A 24,922-nucleotide genomic window follows, 5' to 3' on the forward strand; every position below is an offset into this window, starting at 1 on the left:
TTGAGTTTGGTCACTTACATTATACATGAAAAAGGGGGTCATTGCTTTTTTATTCGTAAAAAGTGATGAAATCCTTGAAAATATAAGGTTTTAAACAAAAATAGGACTGTAAAACTTTACAGTACCTTTCTTATTCTGGAGAGGGTTATATGATACGTAATAGGGATGGAAGCTTATCTGCGGGAAATGCAGATCGAATCCGTGGAGGCCAGTATCTTTTAAGTGGAAAAGATAATATGGGTATTTACACGGATGCCTATCAGGATATGTTTATTGACTGTAAAGATGTAACAGTGGAAAAACTCTATAAACTGGCTGGATATCGCTATGAAGATATGGATTTTCAGCGTGATATTGAACGTGTGATTGGTACAACAGGTTCCGCAGAATGCCATATTTTCCAGATTGATGCATCCATGCCAACAGAGCTTGCTACTGTACAGTGGGTATGTATGGCTAATGCAGATTGTTCTACATTTGTACCATTCTATGGCGCATTATTAACAGATACTTCTAAAGCTTATAAATTAGAGGCATTAAAGTACAATCCAGATTCTGCATACTGGACTTTCAGAAATGTAGGATATCTGTGTGAAGAGGGAGAGAACAGAACTCTTTACAGACCGGGAGTTACAGCATTTTATGAAACTTATATGAAGACAGTAGAAGAATTACAGAAGAATGTAAATAAACAGATGCTGAATGTTTATAATACAGACAGAGAGAATCTGGAATATTATGCAACAAATCTTGGTATTGCGATTGGTGATGAGACACTTGGATTTGCAAGAACATTATCTTCTGAGGTAAAAGACGTACAGTTATATAATAAGTACAGAAATACACGTTGGTATCCAAAGCCTAGAGTTTATGAGCAGTCCAGCCTCAGTGCAAAGGATATCGTCTACGATTTATCCATGGTAGTAGCACCAGCAAAGAAAGCAGATAATACTGTTACACCAGCTCCTGCCAAAGTAACAGCTCCGGCAGCTATAAAAGTAAGAGCAAAAGCATTAAAAGGCAAAAAAGTAAAAGTGTCTCTGAAGAAGACTGCACAGGCAGCAGGATATGAGATTGCATATTCTACGAATGTAAACTTTACAAAGAAGACAACGAAGGTTGTTTCTACAAAGAAAGTTACAAAGACAATCAAGAAACTGAAAAAGAAAAAGACATATTATATCAAGGCAAGAGCTTACAAGTTAGACGGTAAGACAAAAGTCTATGGAAGATGGAGTCTGATTAAGAAAGTCACAATCAAGAAATAAATATTGACCCACAAGCAGACGAACGAAAAATAAGTGAACGAAAAAGCCATTATACGGAGTACATTTTCTGTATAATGGCTTTTGCTTTGTACCCAATTTTTTATTAAAACAGGATACAGGATTTGTGAAAATTAACTGTTTATCACTTTTTTCTGGATTTCTTCTCCACTTTGTGCTATGATTTCACAGGTATATTGTTTGAAATGAGTTTATGTAATCAGGGGAGATGTGAAATGGAAAAGAAAGATATTTTTGATAAGATTATGGCGCTTCCGGGATTGAATATTTTTGAGAGCATCTATTATAAATATAAAGAAGTATTGTTATATTTGTTTTTTGGAGGGTTAACTACAGTCATCAGCATTGGTTCTTATAGTTATTGTGATGTGGCATTACATATGAATCCTCTTGTAGCGAATATTATTTCATGGATTCTGGCGGTATTATTTGCTTATGTAACGAATAAAATATGGGTATTTAATGCAGAGAGACATGGAGTAAAGGAAGTGTTTTTGGAAATCATCAATTTCTTTGGCGGACGTTTGTTTACATTAGTTGTCGAGGAAGTGATTCTTTTGATCTTTATTAACAAACTGCACTTCAACAGTATTTTAGTAAAGGTTGCAGCACAGTTTGTCGTAGTTGTACTGAATTATATTATCAGTAAGCTTATTGTATTTCGTGAGAAGGAATAATCTCTGTAACAAAGAGATCATTATGATTTACTTTGAAGTGAATATCGAAACCTGCGTAGTTCATGCCGTAGATTCGTTCTGGATCATGCTGGTAGGAAGGTCGTGGGTCAAGGGAAAGGCAGTCTAAGAGAGACTGTCTTTTTTCTATGGGGATAAGGTGCAGTAATCCTTCAGGACAGTGGATGACAAGACGGTGCTCTAAAGCTTTTGTGGAAAAGCTTCCGGAAGCTTCCGGATGGGAATCGGTAAAAGCAAGATATGGTTTGATGTCGTAGATTGGAGTACCGTCTAATAAATCTGCACCGGAAATATAGAGCAGTGGTCCTTCCGGAGAAGTGGGGATACATTTTTCTAAGCGTACAGAGGATAGTCCAAGAGGGTTTGGGCGGAAAGGCGCACGACTGGCAAATACTCCTTTTCTTTTATTTCCGCCGAGTCTTGGCGGGCGGACGGTTGGTGTCCACTTGTCACGCTGATTTTTGGAAAACCCCCAAATAAGCCATAGATGGGAGAATTCTTCGATTCCGCGGATGCAGTCCTGATTGCGAAATGGTTCTGTAAATACGATTTTAGCCTGCAGGCTGTTTACTAAACCGCTTTGGCGTGGAATGCCAAATTTTTCTGAAAAATCAGAGTGAATATAGGCAATCGGCTGCAGTGATAATGAAGCGTCAGGGGTGCTGGGGGAATGTTGAAAAGAACTATGTTTAAAATGTGAATCTGTAGGTGAAAATTGTTTTTGTTCCATAAATGATTTCCTCAATAATTTCCTTAAATATTTGTATTGTCGTAATTTCGTTCATATTTTTAGTATAGTGGGTTAAGTTTACAAATACAAGTGCAAAAAAGCTAATTGGGACAAGATAGAAATTGCGTAAAGATAGAATTTGAGTTATAATAAGTAATAATATGCCGGAATGAATGGATAATTTTTAGAACATAAAGCAGCGAAAAATGTCCGGTAAATATAGGAGGATAAAAATGAGAGTTTTAGACAACTTAGTGCCAGAAAAGGTGTTTTATTATTTTGAGGAGCTTTGCAATATCCCACATGGCTCAACGAATACAAAAGCAATCAGTGATTATTGTGTGAATTTTGCAAAAGAAAGAGGTTTGGCATATCATCAGGATGCGGAGAATAATATTATTATCTTAAAGAATGGTTCAAAAGGATATGAGGATTCCAAGCCGGTAATTATTCAGGGACATCTGGATATGGTATGTGAGAAGGAACTACATTAGGTGGAGATGATGGAATTGCGGTAGCAATGGCATTGGCGATTCTTGATGATGATACGCTGGAACATCCACCGATCGAAGCAGTATTTACTGTAGATGAAGAGATTGGTATGCTTGGTGCGGTAGCAATGGATTGTTCTTCTTTGAAGTCTCGTCTTATGCTGAATCTGGATTCTGAGAATGAGGGACATTTTCTTGTTGGATGTGCCGGAGGAATGAGAGTGGATTGTGAATTCCCGGCAGAGAGAAGACGTTGGAACGGTAAGCTGGTTTCTATTCACGTAAGTGGCGTGACAGGTGGACATTCCGGTGTAGAGATTCAGAAACAGGGAGCGAATGCGAATGTTGTTCTTGGAAGAGTTCTTTATGAATTAAAGAAAAAGGCTGATTTTACAGTTGTATCTGTAGATGGTGGATTAAAAGATAATGCGATTACAAGAAGTGCAAGAGCAATCCTTATGTTTGCACCGGGTCAGGAAGATCTTTTCATGGATATCCTTAAGGAACAGCAGGGAATCATTGAAAAAGAATACCATAAGACAGATGCAGGCATGTCTATTGAAGGATTTTTAGAGCTTTCTAAAGAGGATGCAGAAAGTGTTGACGGTGTGCTTCCTATGACGGATGTCTGTGGTAATGCAGTAATCACAGCACTTCGTACATTCCCTTGGGGTGTGCAGAAGATGAGTAAGGATATGGAAGGGCTTGTACAGACTTCTTTAAATCCTGGTATTTTAGAAACAAAAGCAGATACCGTTTCTCTTGTATTTTCTGTACGAAGCAGCGTAGCAAGTGAGAAAGAAGAGCTTTATGATAGATTAGTATGTTTGACAGAAAGTCTTGGCGGAAAGGTAAGCCGTTCCGGTGATTATCCTGCATGGGAATATGTAGAAGATTCCAAGCTCCGTATTTTAATGGGAGATACTTATCGTGAAATGTATAAAAAAGAGCCTGTAATGGAAGTAATCCATGCTGGTGTTGAGTGCGGATTATTCTCCGAGAAGATGCCGGGTCTTGATTGTGTATCTTATGGACCAGACATTTTTGACATTCATACACCACAGGAACGTCTCTCCATTTCAAGTACAAAGAGAATTTATGAATATACGGTAGAAGTATTAAAGAGGCTTAAATAGTGGAAAACAAACATAAGGTGCAGTGTTACGCTGCACCTCTTGAAGGGATTACCGGGTATATTTATCGTAATGCACATCATAAGTTTTTTCATGGAGTAGATAAATATTTTACTCCGTTTGTGACCCCAAAACCGAAAAAAGGCTTAAATACCAGAGAGAAGAATGACATTTTGCCGGAACATAATCAGGATATCGTAGTTGTGCCGCAGATTCTTACGAATAAGTCAGAAGATTTTATAAAAGTGGCACAGATGATGGGAGAGCTTGGGTATAAGGAAGTGAACCTTAATCTGGGATGTCCATCCGGAACGGTTGTTTCTAAGAAAAAGGGAAGTGGTTTTTTGTCAGATCTTGATGGGATGAAAGCTTTTTTTGATGAAGTTTTTTCGGGAGTGAACCTAGCTGTTTCTGTAAAGACAAGACTTGGCATGGAGAAGCCAGAAGAAATAAAAGACTTGATATCTCTCTATAATCAGTTTCCGATTTCGGAAGTAATCATTCATGCAAGGGTAAGAGAAGATTACTATAAGAATCCGGTAAACTACGAGGCTTTTGCAGAAGGTTTTTCACAAAGTATACATCCAGTCTGTTATAACGGAGATATATTTTGTGCGCAGGATGTACAGGAAGTAACAAAGCGATTTCCTAAACTGTCGGCTGTGATGGTCGGCCGGGGAATGATCGCGAATCCTCAGCTTACAGAAAGTTTTGACTGTGAAGGAGACAAAAGCTTAGAATTTTCAAAAGAAGACATAGATTATGCCAGATGGAAGGCATTTCTGGATGAGTTGTGCTATGGATATGAATATATTATGTCTGGCGGAAGAAATGTTTTGTTTAAATTAAAAGAAGTATGGTCTTATATGATTCCGCTTTTCCCGGAATGTGAGAAGTATGGAAAGAAGATAAAGAAGGCAAAGACAGTTGCGGAATACCATACGATCGTGAATGCTCTTTTCCGAGAAGCAGGCGTGCAGTAGATTGTGGTATATCCCCGGAGGTGAATAACATGTGGAAGAAAATAACAGCTGTAACGATGATTTGTATACTGTGTGTTTTTTTCTCTTTTCGTATTACAGATGCGGCAGAAGTATCAGGAACCAAACAGGATGTTACGGATTATAAACAGATATCTGCTTTAATATCAGATACATGGGATGATGATTACTTTGAAAAAATGGTAATTACTCCAGGAACAGATACGATGGAAAAAGATGGAGAACAGGAGCAGGTTTCAGATACATTTGATGTTAGTTCTTCAAAAGCAAAGAGTATAACAAAGTCAGAAGATGTTTTAGATAATTATCTTGATAAGCAGGATGGCGTATATGAAGTCAAAGAGAATACGGACGGAGATTTAGAAGTGACCGCACCATATCAGACGAAGCGTCTTATTGTGGAAAGTGATCAGGTAAAGGATACTTGTGGTGCATCAGAAGTTTATGTCAATGAAATGGATCATGAAACGATTTTACAGTATGATTCAGAGGAAAAAACGGAAGAAGCCTTTCAGCAATTAAGTCGGATCTATTCATCCTGTTATCCGGATAAAGTAGTTTCTGTTGAAGAATCTACGATGGGACTTCCTCTTTCTCAGGGGGGAGAGAATGGCCAGGGAACGTATTCCTGGGGAAGCGCTTATATGGGATTGAATGAATTGAAGAAGCAGGCTGCCTCAAACGGGTATACAAGACGTGTCACCGTTGCGGTAGTTGACACAGGAATTAATACGTCTAATGTTTTGTTTGCAGGACGAAAAGTTTCTTCACAGAGTTATAATTTCTTTGGAAATAATCGTAATGTAAAGGATACCTATGGACATGGTACCCATGTAAGTGGAATTATCGCAGATGCTACGCCGGCAAATGTTGAATTGTTAGTACTTAGAGTATCTAATAATGAGGGAAAGTCTTCTTTGCTCACGATAAAGACAGCATTGCAGTACGCTGTAAGCAAAAATGCAGATGTCGTAAATCTGAGTATGGGATTTATTGATGTGAATGCCAGCTTATATGATTATCTTGATTCGACAATTGATAAGGCATATAATAGAGGAATTCCTATTTGCTGTGCTGCTGGTAATGGAGAAGGTGGAAGTAAAGGTGTGGATGTTCGTTATTGTTATCCAGCCTGCTATAGTAAGACGATCGCTGTTTCAGCAATTAATTACAGTCGGCGGCTTGCCTATTACTCCAATCGTGGAAGTGCCATTGATTTTACAGCTCCGGGAAGTGATATTGTCAGCGCTTACTATAAAGGAAACTTTGCGAAAAGTTCAGGAACATCTATGGCAGCACCTCATATTACAGCGGCGATTGCTTATTTAAAAATGATGCAGTCTAATTTATCGGTAGATGGTATTTATCGGGAATTAAAATTATACTGCGGGGATCTTGGTTCCAAAGGAAAGGACAGTTATTATGGATGGGGCTGTCCGATCATGACGAATCTGTTTCAAAGAGGAATCTCCCATAAGCGGTATATCGTTATTTTCCGTACAACACTGAAAAGTGTATCCAATGTAAAGAAGGGAATCAAAGTTAGCTGGAAAAAGGCATACGGTGCAGATTCCTATTATGTTTATAGAAGAAAGAATAAGGGATCATGGAAAAAGGTAGCGGTCGTGTCTTCTTCAAAAGATTTTTACATTGATAAAAAGGTTAAGCAGGGTAAGAAGTATTCTTATAAAGTACGGGCATATAACGGGGGCGTGTTTGGAGGATTCAGCTCAGTAAAGAAAGCATATTTCTTAAAGCCACTGAAAGAAGTAAAGGTACGGCGCAACACCAAAAGAAAAGCAAAGGTTTTCTGGAAAAAAAGAACATACACAACAACGTATCAGGTTCAGTATGCGACAAACGCTCGTTTTAAAAAGGCAAAAAAAGTATCGGTAAGCCGTAAAAATGGGAGCCTTATTACTAAACAGTTAAAAAAGAAAGTATATTATTTTCGGGTGCGCTATTCTTATAAAAAGGCTGGGGTGAAATCCTGGTCTGGCTGGTCAGAAATCCGAAAGATAAGAATACGTTAAGGAAACCTTAGAAGAGAGTAAAAGAGTAAAAGAGTAAAAATGAATACAGAAAAACAATCGGAAAATACAAATACATTTTCAGAACAGACAAAACGATTAGAACAGCAGATCAACTTTATCCGCGAGATGGATAAAGAAAAGTTTATTGGCAGGCAGACTTATTTATCAGATGGAAAGAGGAAAGAGAATGATGCGGAACATGCATGGCATCTGGCATTAATGACGTTTCTCTTATCAGAATATGCCAATGAACCGATTGATGTGTTAAAAACAATGGTCATGGTGCTGTTTCATGATGTGGTTGAAATTGATGCCGGTGATACATATGCTTATGATGAAGACGGAAAGAAGACCCAGGCCCAAAGAGAGCAGAAGGCAGCCAAAAGGCTGTATGGTCTTTTGCCGGAAGATCAGGGAGCAAAGTTAAAAGCAATCTGGGAAGAATTCGAGGCAAAGAATACACCGGAATCCAGATTTGCACATACGATGGATAACTTGCAGCCGGTCATACTAAATGCTACGACAAACGGGAAAGCCTGGAAGGAACATGGCGTATATCTCAGCCAGTTTATGGGGCGTCAGAAAGATACACCAAAGGGTTCTGAGGTATTATGGCAGTACGAGTGGGAGAAGCTTGTAGAACCATTTTTGAAAAACGGTACGATAAAAGATGATTCTCTTCGGGAATAATAATGTAAGGTAAGTAGCTTTCGTGTTAATAAGAAGAAGGAGTGTAATTCAAGTCGAGCTGCTGCGAGACTTGGCGCGTGATTCTGGTCAGCGTAAGCTGACATATTCTTTACAGAATCACTGCGCATCCTCGCGGAGCGTTTATCTCAGTCGGAGATTGGACTCCCACTGAGACAAATTTGCTGTCACTCACCACCTGAAAGAGGTGGGAGTCTTCTCGACTGAGATAAAAAATCTCAGTATAGTATTTGTGATGAGCATCACCACAGAGACTATACTGAGATTTTTATTTTTATATTTTAAAAGCCTGCCTAAAATTTTACTTAAAATATTATAGGAAGAAAATCAGCATATCGATTAAAAATACCGGAATCAGACAACTGAGTGACCAGAACATATATCCAAAGAAGGATGGCATCTTGATACCGTTTTCTTCTGCAATAGAGCGTACCATAAAGTTTGGAGCGTTACCGATATAGGTGTTGGCACCCATAAATACGGCACCACAGGAAATCGCCATCAGAACCACCTTCGGAATAAAACTGGTTAGCGTTTGTACACCGGAGGTAAATCCAAGAGAAGCTGCGGTAGTAAAGAATACCAGGTAAGTTGGCGTGTTATCAAGGAAGCTTGATAGTGCTCCGGTTATCCAGAAGAACTGCCATGGTTGTGTCAGTCCAAGATCAGCACCTCGTGCTTTCAGAATAAGAAGTGCCGGGATCATGGTGATAAAAATACCGATGAAAAGAATGGCAACTTCTTCGATGGCATCCCAGGTAAAGTGGTTGCTGTCTCGGATTTCCCTCTTTGTTGTTTTAAAAGAAAGATAGGCGGAAGCAAGTATCATTATAATTTCAATAATGGAAGCATAGGATAAAGTTACTCCCATGATCGTAAGTCCTTCACTGAAAACAGGAAATGTTGTAGGAAGGACACCGCTTAAAATAACTGCTGCAACAATGATAAGCATAAAGGCAATGTTGTGAGCGCCATCTAAGTGAAGTTTGATACGCTCGCTTTCCGGACGAATCTCTGGTTTAAAACCATCAGCGATATCCTTCTTGTATGCTTTTGTATCAATCAGGAAAAACAGAGTAAGCAGGATAAGAACATTCAGGAGCATTACAGGAAGCAGATTAAGACTCCAGAAGAATCCAACACCGTTCATAAATCCCATTAAAAGAGGCGGATCACCTACCGGTGTGAGACAGCCGCCGATATTAGAAATAAGGAAAATGAAAAATACCATAATCTGCACTTTGCGATGCCGCCATTTATTTGCTCTTATGATCGGGCGGATCATGAGCATACTTGCTCCGGTTGTTCCAATCCAGCTCGAAAGCAGGGTTCCGATGAGGAGTAATACAACATTTACTTTTGGGCTGCCAGTCAGATCACCTTGTAAACTGATGTTACCGGCAACACAGAACAGACCAAACAGGAGAACAATAAAGGTAAGATAATCACCGAGTGTTACTTCTATTAAATGTTCTAATGCAATATGTCCACCGAAGATTACAGCGAATGGAATGAGAAATAAAAGAGACCAGAAAGCAACGACCCAGGGTTTATGCTTTTCCCACCATTCTTCTTTTATCAGAGGAAATATGGCAATACTCAGGAGCATTCCAGCAAAAGGAATACAACTCCAAAGAGGAAGTGTAGTTCCAAGTGCAGTATCAGAGAGCGCTCCGTCAGCAGCAAATACATGGAGTGGACTAAACAGCAGAAAAGCAGAAAGTCCGGTTAATAGTTTTTTCATTTGTTCAACCTCCTGTATCTTGGCTTGGTACTTATTGTAGCTTCACTAATACGGTACACCTTCGTATGAAACGGTATTGTGAAACTGCCATAATCTTATTATGGGCGCACTTCACCAAAATAATAAAATAACTAAATCAATACTAAGACGAAGCCTTTTTAATGTCAAAGGACAATCATTTGGATTTGTCTAAAATAGCACAAAAAGTTATGAAAAATGTTAGAAATTTATTTAAAAATAAATTAGGAAAAAACTTTTGTATCTGTTTAAAAATAGAGCAATGTTTGCTATAATATGACATATCATGGAAAAGGGAAGGATATAGGACGTGAAAGAAGAAATTAATATAATAAACCAGGTGAATAACGATACAACGCCAATCGTAAGCCTTTCCATTACGAGTCTGGATATTGAGGTGGAAGAGGGACGAGTTTACAAAGATTCCTTTTTCATTGAGAGTGAGAATAAGATTCCGATAGAAGGATATGTATGTACAACCAGCGATAAGATGGCAGTAGAAGTAGAGCGGCTTGAGGGAATCCGTCAGGAGATTCCTTTTTATTTTAAAGGCAAGCTGGCAACGGCGGATAGCAGTTTTGAAGGAGACATAGTTCTCATTACCAATGGGGGCGAATATACGATTCCTTACTCTGTCAAGGTCATACATAAATATATAGAAACTTCAAAGGGAAGAATATCTACGATGGAAGAATTCGTAGATATTTATAGAGAGAATCGAAAAGAGGCGATGGAATTATTTTTCCTGCCGAATTTTGAAAAAGTATTTCTGGAACATCTTCCAGAACAAAAGAGCTTATATCACAGTCTCATGAAGAGCAGATCAAGAAGTCTTATCTTAGAAGAATTTCTTACAGCGGCAGGATATAAAGAACCGACGTTTCTTGAAGTATCTGGTGAAAAGATTGTAATGGAAGAGAGCGATACGCAGACTACTTTGTCAATAGCACTTACTTCAGCAGGGTATGTAGAAGGAAGAATTTACAGTGAAAAGGGACAGGTTCAGCCATCTGTGAGCCGTTTTTCCAGTGATGATTTTACAGAAGGAACGTTTTCATTTACGATAGAGAAGAAACAGAATCTTCGGAATGGAAGCGATGTTATACGAATCGATACAGTTCGGCAGGATATAAAGATTCCGGTTGAATGGTGGACAGAGTCTTCTGCTTTGATAAAGGATAAAGAACAGAAGCTTTTATTAAAGAAGAAGCGGGCAGAACTTATGCATAATTATCTGTATTTTAGGACAGGAAGTATTGGATTTGAAGATTTTGCGGAAGATTCTGGACAGGTTTTAAAAGAATTGTATCGTTCTACTGAAGAGAATGAATGGAAGCTTTACCGAATGCATTTCCTGTTAATGGAAGAACAGCAGGAAGAGGCGAAGGCGGCGATGGAAGCTTTAGAAGAGATTGCACAAAAAGGCGGTTTTAAACCGTTAGAAGCGAATTATTTTCTTTATCTTAAAGCAATGTATTACCGGACTCCGGAGGTGATCAGCAAGGCGGTTACCGGAATAAGAGAGTTTTACGAATTATCAGAATATAAGGCAGAGGCGCTGTGGATGCTCATTTATCTTGATAGAGAGTATGTGTATAATAAGCGGCTTCAGTATGATACGATACGACAATTATTTGAAGATGGAAATAATAGCAGCTTATTATACTTTGAAGCGTGTGATATTTTAAATGAGAATCCAAATTATATGGAAGAGCTTGGCAAGTTTGAAATCAGTATTTTCCGATGGGGAGTAAGATACGGCTATATTTCACTGGCACTTTCCTATCAGTTTGCCCGGCTTGCTTTAAAGATGAAGTTTTATAATAAGGCAGTATTTTATATTGCACAGAAGCTATATGGTGTTGAACCGGATGAACAGTTTTTACAGGTAATCTGTTCCCTTCTTATAAAAGGGAATCGAACAGGGAAGGAATACCATGAATACTTCCGTCTTGCGGTGGAAGCAAATCTTAAGATCATAGGATTGAATGAATTCTTTATCCGCAGTATGGACTTTACAACATATGATATCATTCCGCAGAGAGTGCTTATTTATTTTACTTATAGTAACAGCCTTGATTATCTGGAAAAGGCATATCTTTATAGTAATGTACTGCGTAATAAAGAAAGTTATGAAGAAGTATACGGTGCATATTATTTTAAAATGCTTCCATTTGTGGAAGAACAGCTGTTAAAAGGAAGAATTAATGAACATCTGGCATATCTGTATACTTGTTTTCAAAAAGAAGTTCTTGAAAAGCCGGATAATTGGAAGTCAGTATGTGATATTTTATTTTATCATAAGCTGATCTGTAATAATCCGCATATCAGTGGCGTCTATGTTTCCTGTCCGGAAACAGAACAGGAAAGATACTATCCACTTTCGGCGGGGGTAAGCAATGTAGAAGTATATAATAGCAGAGCTGTATTTTATTTTGTAGATAATAATGAGCAGAGATATGTCAGAGATATTCAATATCAGTTAAAGCCGTTCTTATCAACAGAACAGTTTGAAAAAGAATGGATTCGCCGTAACCTTTCTAATAAGAAGATTTTATTAATGGAATCAGAAAAGATGAACGAGGGAATCAAAGAAGATGGCATAGCCGTTCTTCAGCAGCTTACATTTAACGATGATTTTGTACGTTGGATTCAGACAGAGGCAGTTGAGAAGCTGCTTACCTATTATGAGAATCATCAGGAAAAGCGAAGCCTGGCCAGATGGCTTGGAAAGATTGATTACTCGAATATTTCTGTAGAATTTAGAAAGACATTAATGGATTATTATATGGAAGTCGGCATGATGGAGGAGGCTTTCTTTGGAATCGAATTATATGGATGTGATATAATGGGTTCCGCAAAGATTCTCCGTTTGGCATCCTTTGGTGCGCAATATTATCAGGGAAAGAAGGATGAGGAAACACTTTCCTTAGCGTATGCGGCATTTATTCGAAAGAAGTGTAACAAAGATACACTGACGTATCTGATGAAGCATTTTCAGGGTGAAACAGCGGTACTTTTGGATATTTGGGAAAGAGGCAGGCGCTTTGGCCTTGAAACGGCTGATTTTGAGCGAAAGATTCTTGAACAGGTCATGTTTACTGGTAATGATACAGAAGGTGTATTTCCGGTATTTGAATCGTTCTATCAGACAAATGAGGGAGATGATCTGATTGACCGTTATCTGGAATATGCATCGATGAAAGAATTAGAAAGTTCCATGGAGCTGAATGACTTTATGCATATGGCAATTGGTCAGGAGATTGTAAATGGCCGCATGGAAAACCGACATTCCAGAATTCATTTCCTGTATTATTTTGCCGGAAGAGAAGAATGGTACGATACCATTAAAGATACGGCAGTATACATTATAGAAGGCTTTTTGCAGGAAAAGTTTTATCTTCCGATTTACCATGCGTATGCACAGTGGGTTCATTTTCCAATCTATTACAGAGAATTGACATTTCTGACATATAGAGGACGTGCAGGGCAGCATGTTATATTGAATTATCAGATTGATGGTGAACAATATTCTTTCCGTAATCTGAATTTGGAAGAAGTTCTTCCGGGAATGTATGTCTGTCATATGAATTTCTTCCAGAGAGATCATGTAAAGTATCGTCTAGAAGCAGACGGAAAGCTAGTTGCGGATGAGAATGCCCTGGAATTTGAAACATTTGAATATGAAGATGGAGAGGAAAGCCGTTTCTTTACATTGAATTATTTAGATACGGAAGAAGCATCACTGCCAGAGTTAAAAGAATATCTTTTAAAAACTTTTTTTGCAGACCAGTGTATGAAGCTTTTGTAGATAAACCAGTGTATAGTGGTTCAGAAAAACAGATTGAGAGGTTTATAATATAAATGGAAGAACTGGATACAAAAAAATATGCGGGAATTGATCTGGGGAAAACTTCTGTACAGTTTAGCATATACAGGGAAGGACAAGAAGAAATGTCTGAAGAAAGTTTCCCAATAGCAAAAGAGCAGCAAGAGGCATATATAGAGACAGGAATCCATCTGGTGGAAGAGTATATGAAGGAAAAAGAATATCAATGGTCTGATTATCAGGCGGTTCATTTTTCCATGCAAGATCCATCCGAAGAAAACAGAGATAAATTAAAAGAAAGTGTAAGTGAAGAGTTTTTAAAGTTTCATACAGTAAAGGTCATCACACATTTCAGAGCATTTGCAGAATATGTATTCCATCAGGAACGAATTATGTGGGATCGCAATACACTTTTATTAGATTATCATGATAACCAACTGAGTTATGTATTGATCGATCAGATACGCCGTTCAAGACAGAAGGCTTACCGGGCAGTAGAAAAACAGATTGATCTTAATGAATATCGGGTAGTGGAAGGAACACCGGAACAGGATGCGAATTTTGGACAGATGGTGAAGCGTTTTCTTGTAAAGAACCCGGCAAATATTATTTTCCTTACAGGAAGTGGATTTGAAGGAAACTGGATGAAGAAAACGCTGACCTATCTTTGTGCCGGAAGAAGAGTATTTCTAGGACAAAATCTGTATGCGAACGGAGCCTGTCTTCTGGGAATCCACCCGATCGAGCTTATGGATGAGGGAATGATTCTCATGGATGGACCGGATATGGTCTACCATACGGTGGGAGTGATTACAACAGAGGCAGGAAAGCCGCAGTATGTACCGATAACATCCATAGGAAGAGAGTGGTATAATACGCATGGCAGTGTGGATATTATTCTTGATAAAAGCCAGCGGGTAGATTTTTTCTATCATAATACGAAGGAAAATGAAATCGAGGGAGCTGCCTGTGATATAAAAGGATTGCCGAAGCGTCCGCCTAAAACAACAAGAATTCGCATAGAAGTTCGGTTTACTTCTTCGGTGGAGGGAGTGATTTTACTGAAAGATATGGGGTTTGGAGAAATGTTTCCGGCAACAGGAAAGATTACAGTCTTTCCATTTAAATTAATTTCGTAATTAAGTTAATTTCGTAATAAAAGATCATTACGGAGGGAAAGAGGTAAGGAAGATGAGAGAGTCACTTATCTGTATTGGTAAGATTGGAAAAAAAGGATATTATTTTGAAGATACTGGAATACAGATTTTTTCCTATGAGGAACTTTGTTATTATTTAAAAAGACATATGATCTGCTATATCCATACACTTCCCGGAGAGGATCTGCTCGTATATCTCAGGGATGAACTGGGGCTGGAAAAGTTATATAAGCAGCTGATTCGTCTGACAGATCCGGAAAAGGATCAGATGAAGTACTTTTCTGCATTATTTCGAGAAGGGCATTATTTTAATGAAGATGAGATAAGAGATATTTTAGATGAGTATCGAAGCCTTATGAATGCTCCGGTTTACCGGCAGAAAAAATGGATGGGCGACCTGCTTGTAAGATCAGGCAGATCAGCAAGAGCGCTGGAAAGTTATCAGGAAGCTCTTGCAGAAGAAGACTTGGAAAAAAATGAGATTGGGCGGATCTATCATAATATTGGAATCGCGGAATCAAAGCTTTTTCGTTTTCAGAATGCAAAGATTGCTTTTATCAAGGCATATCAGCATTTAGGCGAGGAGAAATCTCTTTTTTATTATTATGCGATTACGGCATTGTTAGAAGGAATCGAAGCAGCAGGAGAAGAATTGAAGGAATTTGAGGATTCTGATATGCTACTTGATGCATTTGAGGAAAAGTTTGCAGAATATCAGGAAGATTTTCAATATAATGCGGTATCGGAAATATATAAAAAAATAGTATTTTTAAATGAAAATGGAAAAGAAGAAGAGGCTAAAATAAAGAAAAAGCGTCTGGTTCGAAGCCTGCAGAGAGATTTTCGCAAAGAAATAGAAATTTAAATAAAAAATATTAGTGACAAATGCGCAAATAAGTTATACTATGGTAGCTGGTACGTTATTTACGATATAACATCAGGGTTAGAATGTCAGGAGATTTATAGGGACATACCAATAAGGAATGCCTGGCATATATGATAAAAACTAGGAGGAAACCACAACATGGCAACAGAAATGAACAAAACCTACAATCCATCAGAGATTGAGGACAGACTTTATAAAAAATGGATGGATAAGAAGTATTTCCATGCAGAAGTAGATCGCAGCAAGAAACCATTTACAATTGTAATGCCGCCGCCAAATATTACAGGGCAGCTGCATATGGGACATGCGTTAGATAATACACTGCAGGATATTCTCATTCGATTTAAGAGAATGCAGGGATATAATGCTTTATGGCAGCCAGGAACAGACCATGCAAGTATCGCAACCGAGGTAAAGGTTACAAACAAATTAAAAGAAGAAGGCATTGATAAAGAAGAACTTGGACGTGAAGGATTCTTAAAGCGTACCTGGGAGTGGAAAGAAGAGTACGGCGGACGTATTGTCAGCCAGTTAAAGAAGCTTGGTTCTTCCGCTGATTGGGACAGAGAACGTTTTACAATGGATGAAGGCTGTTCTAAAGCAGTACAGGAAGTATTTATCCGCCTTTACGAAAAGGGATATATTTATCAGGGCTCAAGAATTATCAACTGGTGTCCGGTATGTCAGACATCCATTTCTGATGCAGAGGTAGAATACGAGGATCAGGCAGGACATTTCTGGCATATTAACTATCCGATCGTTGGAACAGATAAATGTATTGAAATCGCAACAACCCGTCCGGAGACAATGCTTGGAGATACTGCGATCGCAGTACATCCGGATGATGAAAGATATAAAGATTTAGTTGGAAAGATGGTACTTCTTCCAATCGTAAATAAAGAGATTCCGATTGTTGCGGATTCCTATGTAGATAAAGAATTTGGTACAGGTGCAGTAAAGATCACACCAGCACATGATCCTAACGACTTTGAAGTTGGAAAGCGTCACAACTTAGAAGAAATCAATATTTTAAATGATGACGGAACGATTAACGAAAATGGTGGAAAGTTCGCAGGAATGGATCGTTACGAGGCAAGAAAGGCTATCGTAAAAGAGTTAGAAGAAGAAGGATATCTTGTACGTATTGAAGCGCATGAACATAATGTAGGAACTCATGACCGCTGTCATACTACAGTGGAACCAATGGTGAAAAAACAGTGGTTCGTAAAGATGAGCGAGATGGCAAAGCCTGCGATCGAAGCAGTAAAGAACGGAGATCTTCGTTTTGTACCGGGTCATTTTGACCGTACGTATCTGCACTGGTTAGAGAATATTCGTGACTGGTGTATTTCAAGACAGTTATGGTGGGGACACAGAATTCCTGCATACTATTGTGACGAATGTGGGGAGATTGTTGTAGCAAAAGAAATGCCATCCGTATGTCCAAAGTGTGGATGTACTCATTTTACACAGGATGAGGATACATTAGATACATGGTTTAGTTCTGCTTTATGGCCATTTTCCACATTAGGCTGGCCGGAAAAGACAGAAGATCTTGATTATTTCTATCCTACGAATGTTCTTGTAACAGGATACGATATTATTTTCTTCTGGGTAATCCGTATGGTATTCTCAGGATATGAACAGACAGGTAAATGTCCATTTAGTGACGTACTTATTCATGGTCTGGTTCGTGATGAACAGGGCCGTAAGATGAGTAAGTCTCTTGGAAATGGTATCGATCCATTAGAGATCATTGAACAGTATGGTGCCGATGCACTTCGCCTTACATTAGTAACAGGTAATGCTCCGGGTAATGATATGCGTTATTCAGAGAAGAAGATTATTGCAAGCAGAAACTTCGCTAATAAAGTATGGAATGCTTCCAGATTCATGTTGATGAATATTGAAAAAGCGGACTTAAGCAACGTATCTCTTGCAGACCTGACACCGGCTGATAAATGGATTTTATCCAAAGCGAATTCTCTTGTAAAAGAAGTGACAGACAATATGGAAAAGTACGATTTCGGTGTTGCTGTTGCCAAGTTAAATGACTTTATCTGGGAAGAGTTCTGTGACTGGTATATCGAGATGGTAAAACCAAGACTCTATAATGAGGAAGATACGACGAAAGCAGCAGCGCTCTTTACATTAAAGAAAGTATTAACGATTTCTCTGAAGCTGTTACATCCATATATGCCATTTATCACAGAAGAAATCTTCTGCAGTCTTCAGGATGAAGAAGAGTCCATTATGGTTTCTGAATGGCCTGTTTTTGAAGAAGAGTTTGACTTCAAGGCTGAAGAAAATGAAGTAGAGATGATTAAGAATGCTGTAAGAAATATTCGTAATCTTCGTGCAGATATGAATGTACCACCGAGCAAGAAAGCAAGTGTCTATGTTGTATCTGAAAAAGAAGAAGTTCGCAGAGTATTTGAGGATTCTAAAGTATTCTTTGCAACACTTGGATATGCAAGTGAAGTTCATGTACAGGCAGATAAAGCAGGCATTGCAGAGGATGCAGTATCTACAGTGATTCCTGATGCAGTTATTTATATGCCGTTTGCAGAACTTGTTGATGTTGAAAAAGAAATTGCCCGTCTTGAAAAAGAAGCAGGCCGTCTCGAAGGAGAAATTAAGCGTGCAAAGGGAATGCTTTCTAATGAGAGATTTGTAAGCAAAGCACCGGCAGCAAAGGTAGAGGCAGAAAAAGAAAAGTTAGAGAAGTATACTGCAATGGCAGCACAGGTTGCGGAACGTCTTTCTCAGCTTAAGAAATAAATAGCGATAAGAAGGATTTAGGAATGATGACATACAGCGAAATGGAACGGGAGCTCAACGAGATTCCGAAGTTCGGTGCAAAAGCAAGCCTGTCTAATCTTTCCGCTTATCTTGAACTGGCGAATCACCCGGAAAGGAATCTCCGGGTGATTCATATTGCAGGGACAAATGGTAAGGGCTCAGTCAGTGCGTATATTGATTCGATTTTACGTCAGGCAGGGTATATGACTGCATTGTTTACTTCGCCTCATTTAATAAAAATTAATGAAAGATTTCGTATTAATTTTAAAGAATGTTCCGATGAAGAGCTGATCAACGCCTGGTGCAGTGTAAAAGACTATATGGTGAAGGGCAAGGAGAAAGGTTTGCAGTCGCTTACGTTCTTTGAAATACTTTTTTTTATGGGTATGCTTATTTTTTCAGAAAAAGCAATAGATTATTGTATTTTGGAGACAGGACTTGGAGGAAGACTGGATGCAACCGTTCTTTCAAATCCGGTACTTTCTGTCATAACTTCCATTAGTTATGATCACACAGAAATTCTTGGCGATACGATAGAGCAGATTGCAGCGGAAAAAGCAGGAATCATAAAAGAGGGGATTCCGGTTGTCGCGATTGATGAAGAAAATGGTGCTTTTTCAGTGATCGAAAGAACTGCGAAAGAAAAAAATGCGCCTGTTTATGGGCTGAAATCGCAAGAGCTTACAATTTTAAAAAAATGTGAGAATACGATTGATTTTTCTATCAATAGCCGTTATTATAAGATAAGCAACTTAAAAGTAAAAAGTTATGCTTCCTATCAGGTGCAGAATGCTGCCTTAGCGGTACTTGCCGTAAAGGTTCTTTTACCGGAAGTATCACAGGATGTGATAAGAGAAGGAATTGTAAAGATGTACTGGCCTGGAAGGATGGAAGAGATTGCAGAGAATGTTTATGTGGATGGGGCACATAATCCGGGAGCGGTTCATCAGATTTATAACAGTTTGACTGATTCTGATAAGGAGTGGCTCTTATTATTTGCAGTTTGTTCAGATAAAGATTATTCTGAGATGATTCGTGTACTAGGCAGGCTTCCCTGGAAGAGAATATACATTACAAAGATTGACAGCGCAAGAGGGGCGGATACTGCTGCAGTAAAACAGTGTTTTAAAGAAGAGACAGCAGGGTGTCCGATATACGAATACGATAATGCAAGGACAGCATTTGAGACAGCTTTAAAGGATAGAGAATATGAGAATCTTTTATGTCTCGGATCACTGTATTTGGCAGGAGAGATTAAAGATTTTGCGACAACAATTTTTTGAAAGTGAGGATATATCATGTTTGATTTTGATTTAGAATTAAAGAAATTTAAACCAGCAGTAGGTGTTGAGATTGGAGAAGATGAACTTTTTAGTGATGACGTTAAAGATATCACTGATCTTGTAGAAGAACTGGTGTCAGAGCGTGAAGGAAAGAAAGCTTCTAAGTAAGCTCATCTGATAGAAATATAAGTAATAGCTGGTTTAGTTATCCGGCTTATGGATTGAAAGAAACAACAGTCTGATCTAGGAGGATTTCAATGAAGTGTATTAAATGTGGTCGGCCAGTTGGTGTGGGAAGATACTGTAATGCCTGCGGCTTTGACAATAAACACATAGCGAAAGCGTTAAATACTGCAGATTATTATTATAACATCGGTCTTGAAAAGGCGCAGATGCATGATTTAAGTGGAGCGGAGATGTATTTAAAGAAGGCTCTTACTTATAATAAGTCTCATAAGAATGCAAGAAATCTTCTCGGTCTTGTTTATAATGAGATGGGTGAAGGCGGCAAGGCATATATCCAATGGAAAGTCAGTGCAAAGCTTTCTTCTGTAGAAGAGAATATCGCGAATCTTTATATCAAACAGATGGAAGAGCATCCAGCAGTATTTGAAGAGATTAATGAAACAGCAAAGAAGTATAATGCAGCACTTTCCTATGCAAAGCAGGGAAGTGATGATCTTGCGATGATTCAGGTAAAGAAGGTACTTAGTGTCACTCCGAACTTCGTGAATGCACATTTATTATTTGCCTTACTTCATATGCGTGCAGGTGATACTGCCTCTGCACAGGCAGATTTAAATAATGTCCTTGCGATTGACAGATATAATACGACAGCTCGTCGGTATTTAAAAGAAATCGGAGAGAATCCGGAAACAGTGGCAGAGAAGATTCCTGCAGATGCTTTAAAGCCGGATAATGAGAATCTTAAAAATGTTCGTCCAGTAGACCATTATGAAGATCCGAATAAAGAAACATGGAAACAGTTTGTTTATATGTTAATTGGTCTTGCGATCGGTGTTGTTGCCATGTTTGTACTTGTTATTCCAAGCGTTAAGGCAAGTGTAAGTGTTGACTATAATAACTTAAAGAAGGAATATAGCCAGACAACCAATAAAAAAGATGCAGAGATCAATACATTAAAGGATGATAAGAAGAGTCTTCAGAAGAAGAATAAGAAGCTTACAAAGCGTCTTAAAGTATATGAAGGTTCTAAGGGTGAAGATAGTATGTACGACAGCATCTTAAAGGCAAGTCAGGCATACTCAAGCGGTAACTATGTAGAATGTGCAAAACATCTTTTAAAAGTAGATAAAGACTCTTTACCATCATCTACGGCAAAGAAGTTATATACATCCATGAAAGATAAGGCATTCCAGAATGCAGCTACACAGTTATATAACAGTGGAAAGGCTTCTTTTGATGCATATAAATATCAGGATGCATTAGATGACCTTGAGCAGTCTTATAAGTATGATAAGAGCTACAATACGGAGTATCATATTGCGATGTGTTATAAGTACTTAAATAAGAATGCAGATAAGGCACAAGAATATTTCTATGATATTATCAATAATTCAGGAGATAGTGATTTGATTCGTAAGGCAGCAAATCTTGGTCTTGATATGGTAATTAATTCTGCAAAAGAAGCAGCAGCCAAAGCAAAGGGTGGCAGCACGAAGTCTTCTGATTCAAAATCAGACAGTGATGATGACAGCACAGATTCTTCTGAATCAAAGAAGAGCAGTTCAAAGAGTACAACAGAAGAGGACTTTAGTGCAGATACTGCTGATGATAACGAATAATTATTGCTATTTTTAAAAAACATTATAAATAAAAATAAGTTCGACAGAATATGTCGGACTTATTTTTTTGTTTTTTATAGAATGATACCAGGACCAAAAGGTCAGAAAGTGCATACGCAGAAGAAGTATGTCATGCATTGCATGACGCGCATCTCACAATAAGAATGCCGGGGCATTCTTGAAGTTATCAGAAAGGGAGGCAGTGTAAAAATGAATTGTTGTCATGTAAAAAATCAATGTCTGGTCATTCGTCTGCCAAAAGAAATTGATCATTGTCAGGCGGAGCAAATAAGGCAGGAATGTGAGAGAAGTTTTATGAACTTTATTATCCGGGATGTTATTTTTGATTTTTCGGACACCTCATTTATGGATAGTTCAGGAATCGGATTAATACTTGGAAGGGTGAGACAGATTCATCCGATTAATGGAAAAGTATATTTATTTGGCGGGAATGAAATTGTTCGAAAGATGCTGGAAATGTCCGGAATACAAAATGTAGTTACCGTTTTAGATACGATTGAAGAAGTAAAGGAGGTATACGAATGAGACAGGCAGGAGAAATAGGAAACAGCTTAAAAATGGTGTTTCGAAATCATCCGGAAAATGAAAGAATTGTCCGGACAACGGCAGCAGTTTTTGTATCCATCTTAGACCCGACACTAGAAGAAATCTCAGATTTTAAAACAGCAGTTTCTGAAGCAGTTACCAATGCTATTATTCACGCATATCCGGAGACTGGTGGAGATATTGAGGCGTATTTTAAACGGGAAAATAGAAAAATTACAGTGATCATCACAGATTATGGTGTAGGAATCAAAGATGTGAAAAAATCAATGCAGCCATTGTATACAACGTTACATACACAAGAACGCTCCGGTATGGGATTTACATTTATGGAAGCTTTCTCAGATGAGATAACCGTAAAAAGTGAACCGGGGAAGGGGACAAGCGTAAAACTCATAAAAACTATGGGAAAGGGGGAAGAGTGTGGAGAGGACCTGTGAATTGATCAGGCAGGCAAAAGAAGGAAATAAAAAGGCACAGGAAATATTAGTAGAAGAAAATACAGGATTGATATGGAGTGTAGTAAAACGTTTTCAGGGGCGAGGGTATGATAAAGAAGATTTGTTTCAGATTGGAAGTATTGGTCTATTAAAATGTATTGACAACTTTGATCTTGAGAGAAAAGTAAAGTTTTCCACATATGCTGTTCCGTTAATTATGGGAGAAATCAAACGATTTTTAAGAGACGATGGCCTTGTAAAAGTAAGTAGAAGTCTGAAAGAAGCTTCCTATAAAATAAAAAGAGAGAAAGAACATTATGAAAAATTATATAATAGAGAACCAACATTAAAAGAAATCGCAGCAACCTTAGATATGGATGAATCCGATATCCTTATGGCTATGGAATCCGGTCAGGATATATGTTCACTTCATCAGGTTATTTACCAGAATGAAGGAGATGAAATTCATTTAGAAGATAAATTGGAACAACAGTCGGACTTAATTGAGCAGACTGTAGATAATATATACATACAGGAACTACTGCAGAAATTAAATGAACAGGAAAGGAAACTAATTGAACTTCGGTATTTTCAAAATCAGACGCAGGCTGTTATTGCCGGAATCATGGGGATATCTCAGGTACAAGTATCAAGAATGGAAAAGAAGATATTAGAAAAATTACGAATGCATTCCTTAAATTAAACAGAGAAAAAGAATTTCAGATTATAGCTGTATTGTGGCTGCAATCTGAAATTCTTTTTTGTTTGTGAATACCACAAGGAATAAATTCTGTTTAGATATGGTCAGAGCGAGGAATGAAAATGCGTAAGATTGGTATAATATAGGATAATGAATGTTTTTGAAGATTGCGAGAGTGCAAAGCACATAGCAATCTGGCATCAAAAGGTCAGTTTACACGATAAGGAGTTTGACTTAGTGACATCTTTATATCGAAATGAGGATGAAAAAATAAGCATGAAAAAATGAGTATGGAGAAAACAATTATTTATTTAAAAGCGGAGCAAAGTTCTTATGTGGATCATGAAATGATTCATATTGGAGATATTGCTTCTGTCTATTGTGGGGATAAGAAGAAGGAAGAGGAGATTAGAAATATTATTTTGTATGAGTTTGATGAGAACAAAGAAAAAGAAGGACGGATTTTTCTTTCGATTTTGTTAGTAATCGAAAAAATATCCGAGCAGATTCCATGTGGTGAAGTTCGCAATGTGGGAGAATTGGATATGGTTGTGTATTATAAGTCTAAAAATGCAGAGAATAAGAAATGGGTACAGACAGCGAAAATTTTATTTATCGGTGCCACATGCTTTTTTGGAACTGGAATTACGGTGATGGGATATAACAACGATGTGGATATGGCAAAAGTGTTTGGGCAGTTGTACAGAACATTTGTGGGGCAGAAACCAGATGGTCCTACTTTTGTGGAATTGTTTTATTCCATAGGACTGGCATTGGGAGTCTTTTTGTTTTTCAATCATGTTCCGGGAAAAAAAGTTACAAATGAGCCAACACCGATACAAGTGCAAATGCGGCTTTATGAGCAGGATGTAAACCAGACTTTTTTACTGGGTGCTTCAAGGAAAGGGGAAGAACTAGATGTCGCCGGTAACAGTCGTGATCAATAAGATTCTTTTAGGCTGGGTTGCCTTTGGTGCTGGTTTTGCGGTAGCAGGAGGTTTTATCGCCTTCATCAGTCTGATTGGAATCGTAACAAGGCTTGCCGGGATTACAAAAACAGCAGATCATATCCCAGTCTATGAAAATAGTATGGCTATGGGAATCCTTTTATTTAATTTATTATCTCTGTATCAACCGGTATTTTCCTGGATTTTTCCTGCGGCCGGATACAGCATTATATATCTGTCAAGTTTGTTTACAGGGATTTTTGCAGGATGTCTTGCCGGGGCATTGGCAGAAGTGGTAAATATTATTCCTATCTTTTCACGCAGGGTAAAATTAAGAAAAGGATTTCCTTATATGGTAAAAGCGGCAGCACTTGGGAAATGTATAGGCTGTCTGATTCAATTTTATCTTTTTAATCTGTAAGATATCAGGGTCAAAATACTTTTGCCCCAGCATCATCTGCAAAAATGAATACAAAAATAAGAATACTTTTATAAAATCAGGAGATACTTTCAAGAGATATTCATGAAAAAAATGACAAGAGCTTTAGGTAGTGTAAAGTAGCCTATGAAAAAATGGAGCTGAAAAAAAGGCTCCATCGGAACCTTGAAAATTGCAGATATGTTAGCTTTCGGCAGCGTACGCCACCCTTGACGGCACACCAAAACAATG

21 protein-coding genes are annotated in these 24,922 nt (G+C 38.2%); 19 read left to right on the forward strand and 2 right to left on the reverse strand.

Going from position 1 to position 24,922, the window contains the following annotated elements; translation table 11 throughout:
• The first annotated feature begins 149 nt into the window (after positions 1–149).
• Positions 150–1,268, forward strand: coding sequence for a C69 family dipeptidase (locus FYJ25_RS13405; RefSeq protein ID WP_154581511.1), 1,119 nt, complete (start codon positions 150–152; stop codon positions 1,266–1,268).
• Between the two features lie 233 nt (positions 1,269–1,501).
• On the forward strand, positions 1,502–1,963 hold the full coding sequence (locus FYJ25_RS13410) for a GtrA family protein (RefSeq protein WP_154581512.1): 462 nt from the start codon (positions 1,502–1,504) through the stop codon (positions 1,961–1,963).
• Here FYJ25_RS13410 and tsaA read toward each other — a convergent pair.
• Positions 1,938–2,711: a tRNA (N6-threonylcarbamoyladenosine(37)-N6)-methyltransferase TrmO gene (tsaA, locus tag FYJ25_RS13415; RefSeq protein ID WP_154581513.1), complete on the reverse strand. Its 774-nt coding sequence runs from the start codon at positions 2,709–2,711 to the stop codon at positions 1,938–1,940. The two genes, FYJ25_RS13410 and tsaA, sit on opposite strands and share 26 nt — an antisense overlap.
• Before the next feature lie 233 nt (positions 2,712–2,944).
• Here tsaA and FYJ25_RS14915 point away from each other — a divergent pair, with 233 nt between their 5' ends.
• From FYJ25_RS14915 to FYJ25_RS13435, 5 genes are read left to right on the forward strand one after another with little or no spacing between them, the layout of a single operon-like run.
• Positions 2,945–3,205 (forward strand): hypothetical protein, encoded by a 261-nt coding sequence (locus FYJ25_RS14915; protein ID WP_330578373.1) that lies wholly within the window; start codon positions 2,945–2,947, stop codon positions 3,203–3,205.
• A 26-nt stretch (positions 3,206–3,231) separates the two neighbouring features.
• Positions 3,232–4,338 (forward strand): beta-Ala-His dipeptidase, encoded by a 1,107-nt coding sequence (pepD, locus tag FYJ25_RS13420; protein WP_330578374.1) that lies wholly within the window; start codon positions 3,232–3,234, stop codon positions 4,336–4,338.
• Entirely contained in the window at positions 4,338–5,318 is a 981-nt protein-coding gene (locus tag FYJ25_RS13425) for a tRNA dihydrouridine synthase (protein ID WP_330578375.1), read from the forward strand. Before pepD ends, FYJ25_RS13425 begins: the two co-directional genes overlap by 1 nt.
• A gap of 29 nt (positions 5,319–5,347) precedes the next feature.
• Entirely contained in the window at positions 5,348–7,369 is a 2,022-nt protein-coding gene (locus FYJ25_RS13430; RefSeq protein WP_154581514.1) for a S8 family serine peptidase, read from the forward strand.
• A gap of 39 nt (positions 7,370–7,408) precedes the next feature.
• Positions 7,409–8,059: an HD domain-containing protein gene (locus tag FYJ25_RS13435; RefSeq protein WP_154581515.1), complete on the forward strand. Its 651-nt coding sequence runs from the start codon at positions 7,409–7,411 to the stop codon at positions 8,057–8,059.
• 331 nt (positions 8,060–8,390) lie between these two features.
• Here the strand turns inward: FYJ25_RS13435 and FYJ25_RS13440 are convergent, their stop codons facing one another.
• The gene (locus FYJ25_RS13440; RefSeq protein ID WP_154581516.1) at positions 8,391–9,821 is read right to left on the reverse strand and encodes a sodium:proton antiporter; all 1,431 of its coding nucleotides are present in this window, start codon (positions 9,819–9,821) and stop codon (positions 8,391–8,393) included.
• 328 nt (positions 9,822–10,149) lie between these two features.
• On the opposite strand from FYJ25_RS13440, the gene FYJ25_RS13445 reads away from it, so the two are divergent.
• From FYJ25_RS13445 to FYJ25_RS13500, 12 genes are all read left to right on the forward strand, one after another.
• Positions 10,150–13,650: a DUF5717 family protein gene (locus tag FYJ25_RS13445; protein WP_154581517.1), complete on the forward strand. Its 3,501-nt coding sequence runs from the start codon at positions 10,150–10,152 to the stop codon at positions 13,648–13,650.
• 53 nt (positions 13,651–13,703) lie between these two features.
• A complete protein-coding gene (locus FYJ25_RS13450) occupies positions 13,704–14,807 on the forward strand; it encodes a DUF5716 family protein (RefSeq protein WP_096240953.1) in 1,104 nt (367 codons plus the stop codon).
• Positions 14,808–14,859: 52 nt separating this feature from the next.
• Entirely contained in the window at positions 14,860–15,690 is an 831-nt protein-coding gene (locus tag FYJ25_RS13455) for a hypothetical protein (protein ID WP_021906304.1), read from the forward strand.
• A gap of 159 nt (positions 15,691–15,849) precedes the next feature.
• Complete coding sequence (locus FYJ25_RS13460; RefSeq protein WP_021906305.1) at positions 15,850–18,492, forward strand: valine--tRNA ligase; 2,643 nt, start codon at positions 15,850–15,852, stop codon at positions 18,490–18,492.
• 23 nt (positions 18,493–18,515) lie between these two features.
• A complete protein-coding gene (locus tag FYJ25_RS13465) occupies positions 18,516–19,796 on the forward strand; it encodes a bifunctional folylpolyglutamate synthase/dihydrofolate synthase (RefSeq protein ID WP_154581518.1) in 1,281 nt (426 codons plus the stop codon).
• A gap of 15 nt (positions 19,797–19,811) precedes the next feature.
• Positions 19,812–19,964 carry a hypothetical protein gene (locus FYJ25_RS13470; protein ID WP_021906307.1) on the forward strand — a complete coding sequence of 51 codons (153 nt, stop codon included), beginning with the start codon at positions 19,812–19,814 and terminating at the stop codon, positions 19,962–19,964.
• Between the two features lie 89 nt (positions 19,965–20,053).
• A complete protein-coding gene (locus FYJ25_RS13475; RefSeq protein ID WP_154581519.1) occupies positions 20,054–21,601 on the forward strand; it encodes a tetratricopeptide repeat protein in 1,548 nt (515 codons plus the stop codon).
• Between the two features lie 210 nt (positions 21,602–21,811).
• Positions 21,812–22,147 carry an STAS domain-containing protein gene (locus FYJ25_RS13480; RefSeq protein WP_154581520.1) on the forward strand — a complete coding sequence of 112 codons (336 nt, stop codon included), beginning with the start codon at positions 21,812–21,814 and terminating at the stop codon, positions 22,145–22,147.
• Positions 22,144–22,605, forward strand: coding sequence for an anti-sigma F factor (gene spoIIAB / locus FYJ25_RS13485; protein ID WP_096240947.1), 462 nt, complete (start codon positions 22,144–22,146; stop codon positions 22,603–22,605). Before FYJ25_RS13480 ends, spoIIAB begins: the two co-directional genes overlap by 4 nt.
• On the forward strand, positions 22,589–23,308 hold the full coding sequence (locus tag FYJ25_RS13490; protein WP_096240946.1) for a SigB/SigF/SigG family RNA polymerase sigma factor: 720 nt from the start codon (positions 22,589–22,591) through the stop codon (positions 23,306–23,308). The genes spoIIAB and FYJ25_RS13490 overlap by 17 nt, the downstream gene beginning before the upstream one ends.
• 281 nt (positions 23,309–23,589) lie before the next feature.
• The gene (locus FYJ25_RS13495; RefSeq protein WP_154581521.1) at positions 23,590–24,252 is read left to right on the forward strand and encodes a stage V sporulation protein AA; all 663 of its coding nucleotides are present in this window, start codon (positions 23,590–23,592) and stop codon (positions 24,250–24,252) included.
• On the forward strand, positions 24,224–24,673 hold the full coding sequence (locus FYJ25_RS13500; RefSeq protein ID WP_154581522.1) for a stage V sporulation protein AB: 450 nt from the start codon (positions 24,224–24,226) through the stop codon (positions 24,671–24,673). Before FYJ25_RS13495 ends, FYJ25_RS13500 begins: the two co-directional genes overlap by 29 nt.
• The last annotated feature ends 249 nt before the right edge of the window (positions 24,674–24,922 follow it).

Origin of the sequence: Anaerobutyricum soehngenii, assembly GCF_009697165.1 — a bacterium.
GTDB classification, from domain to species: domain Bacteria; phylum Bacillota; class Clostridia; order Lachnospirales; family Lachnospiraceae; genus Anaerobutyricum; species Anaerobutyricum soehngenii.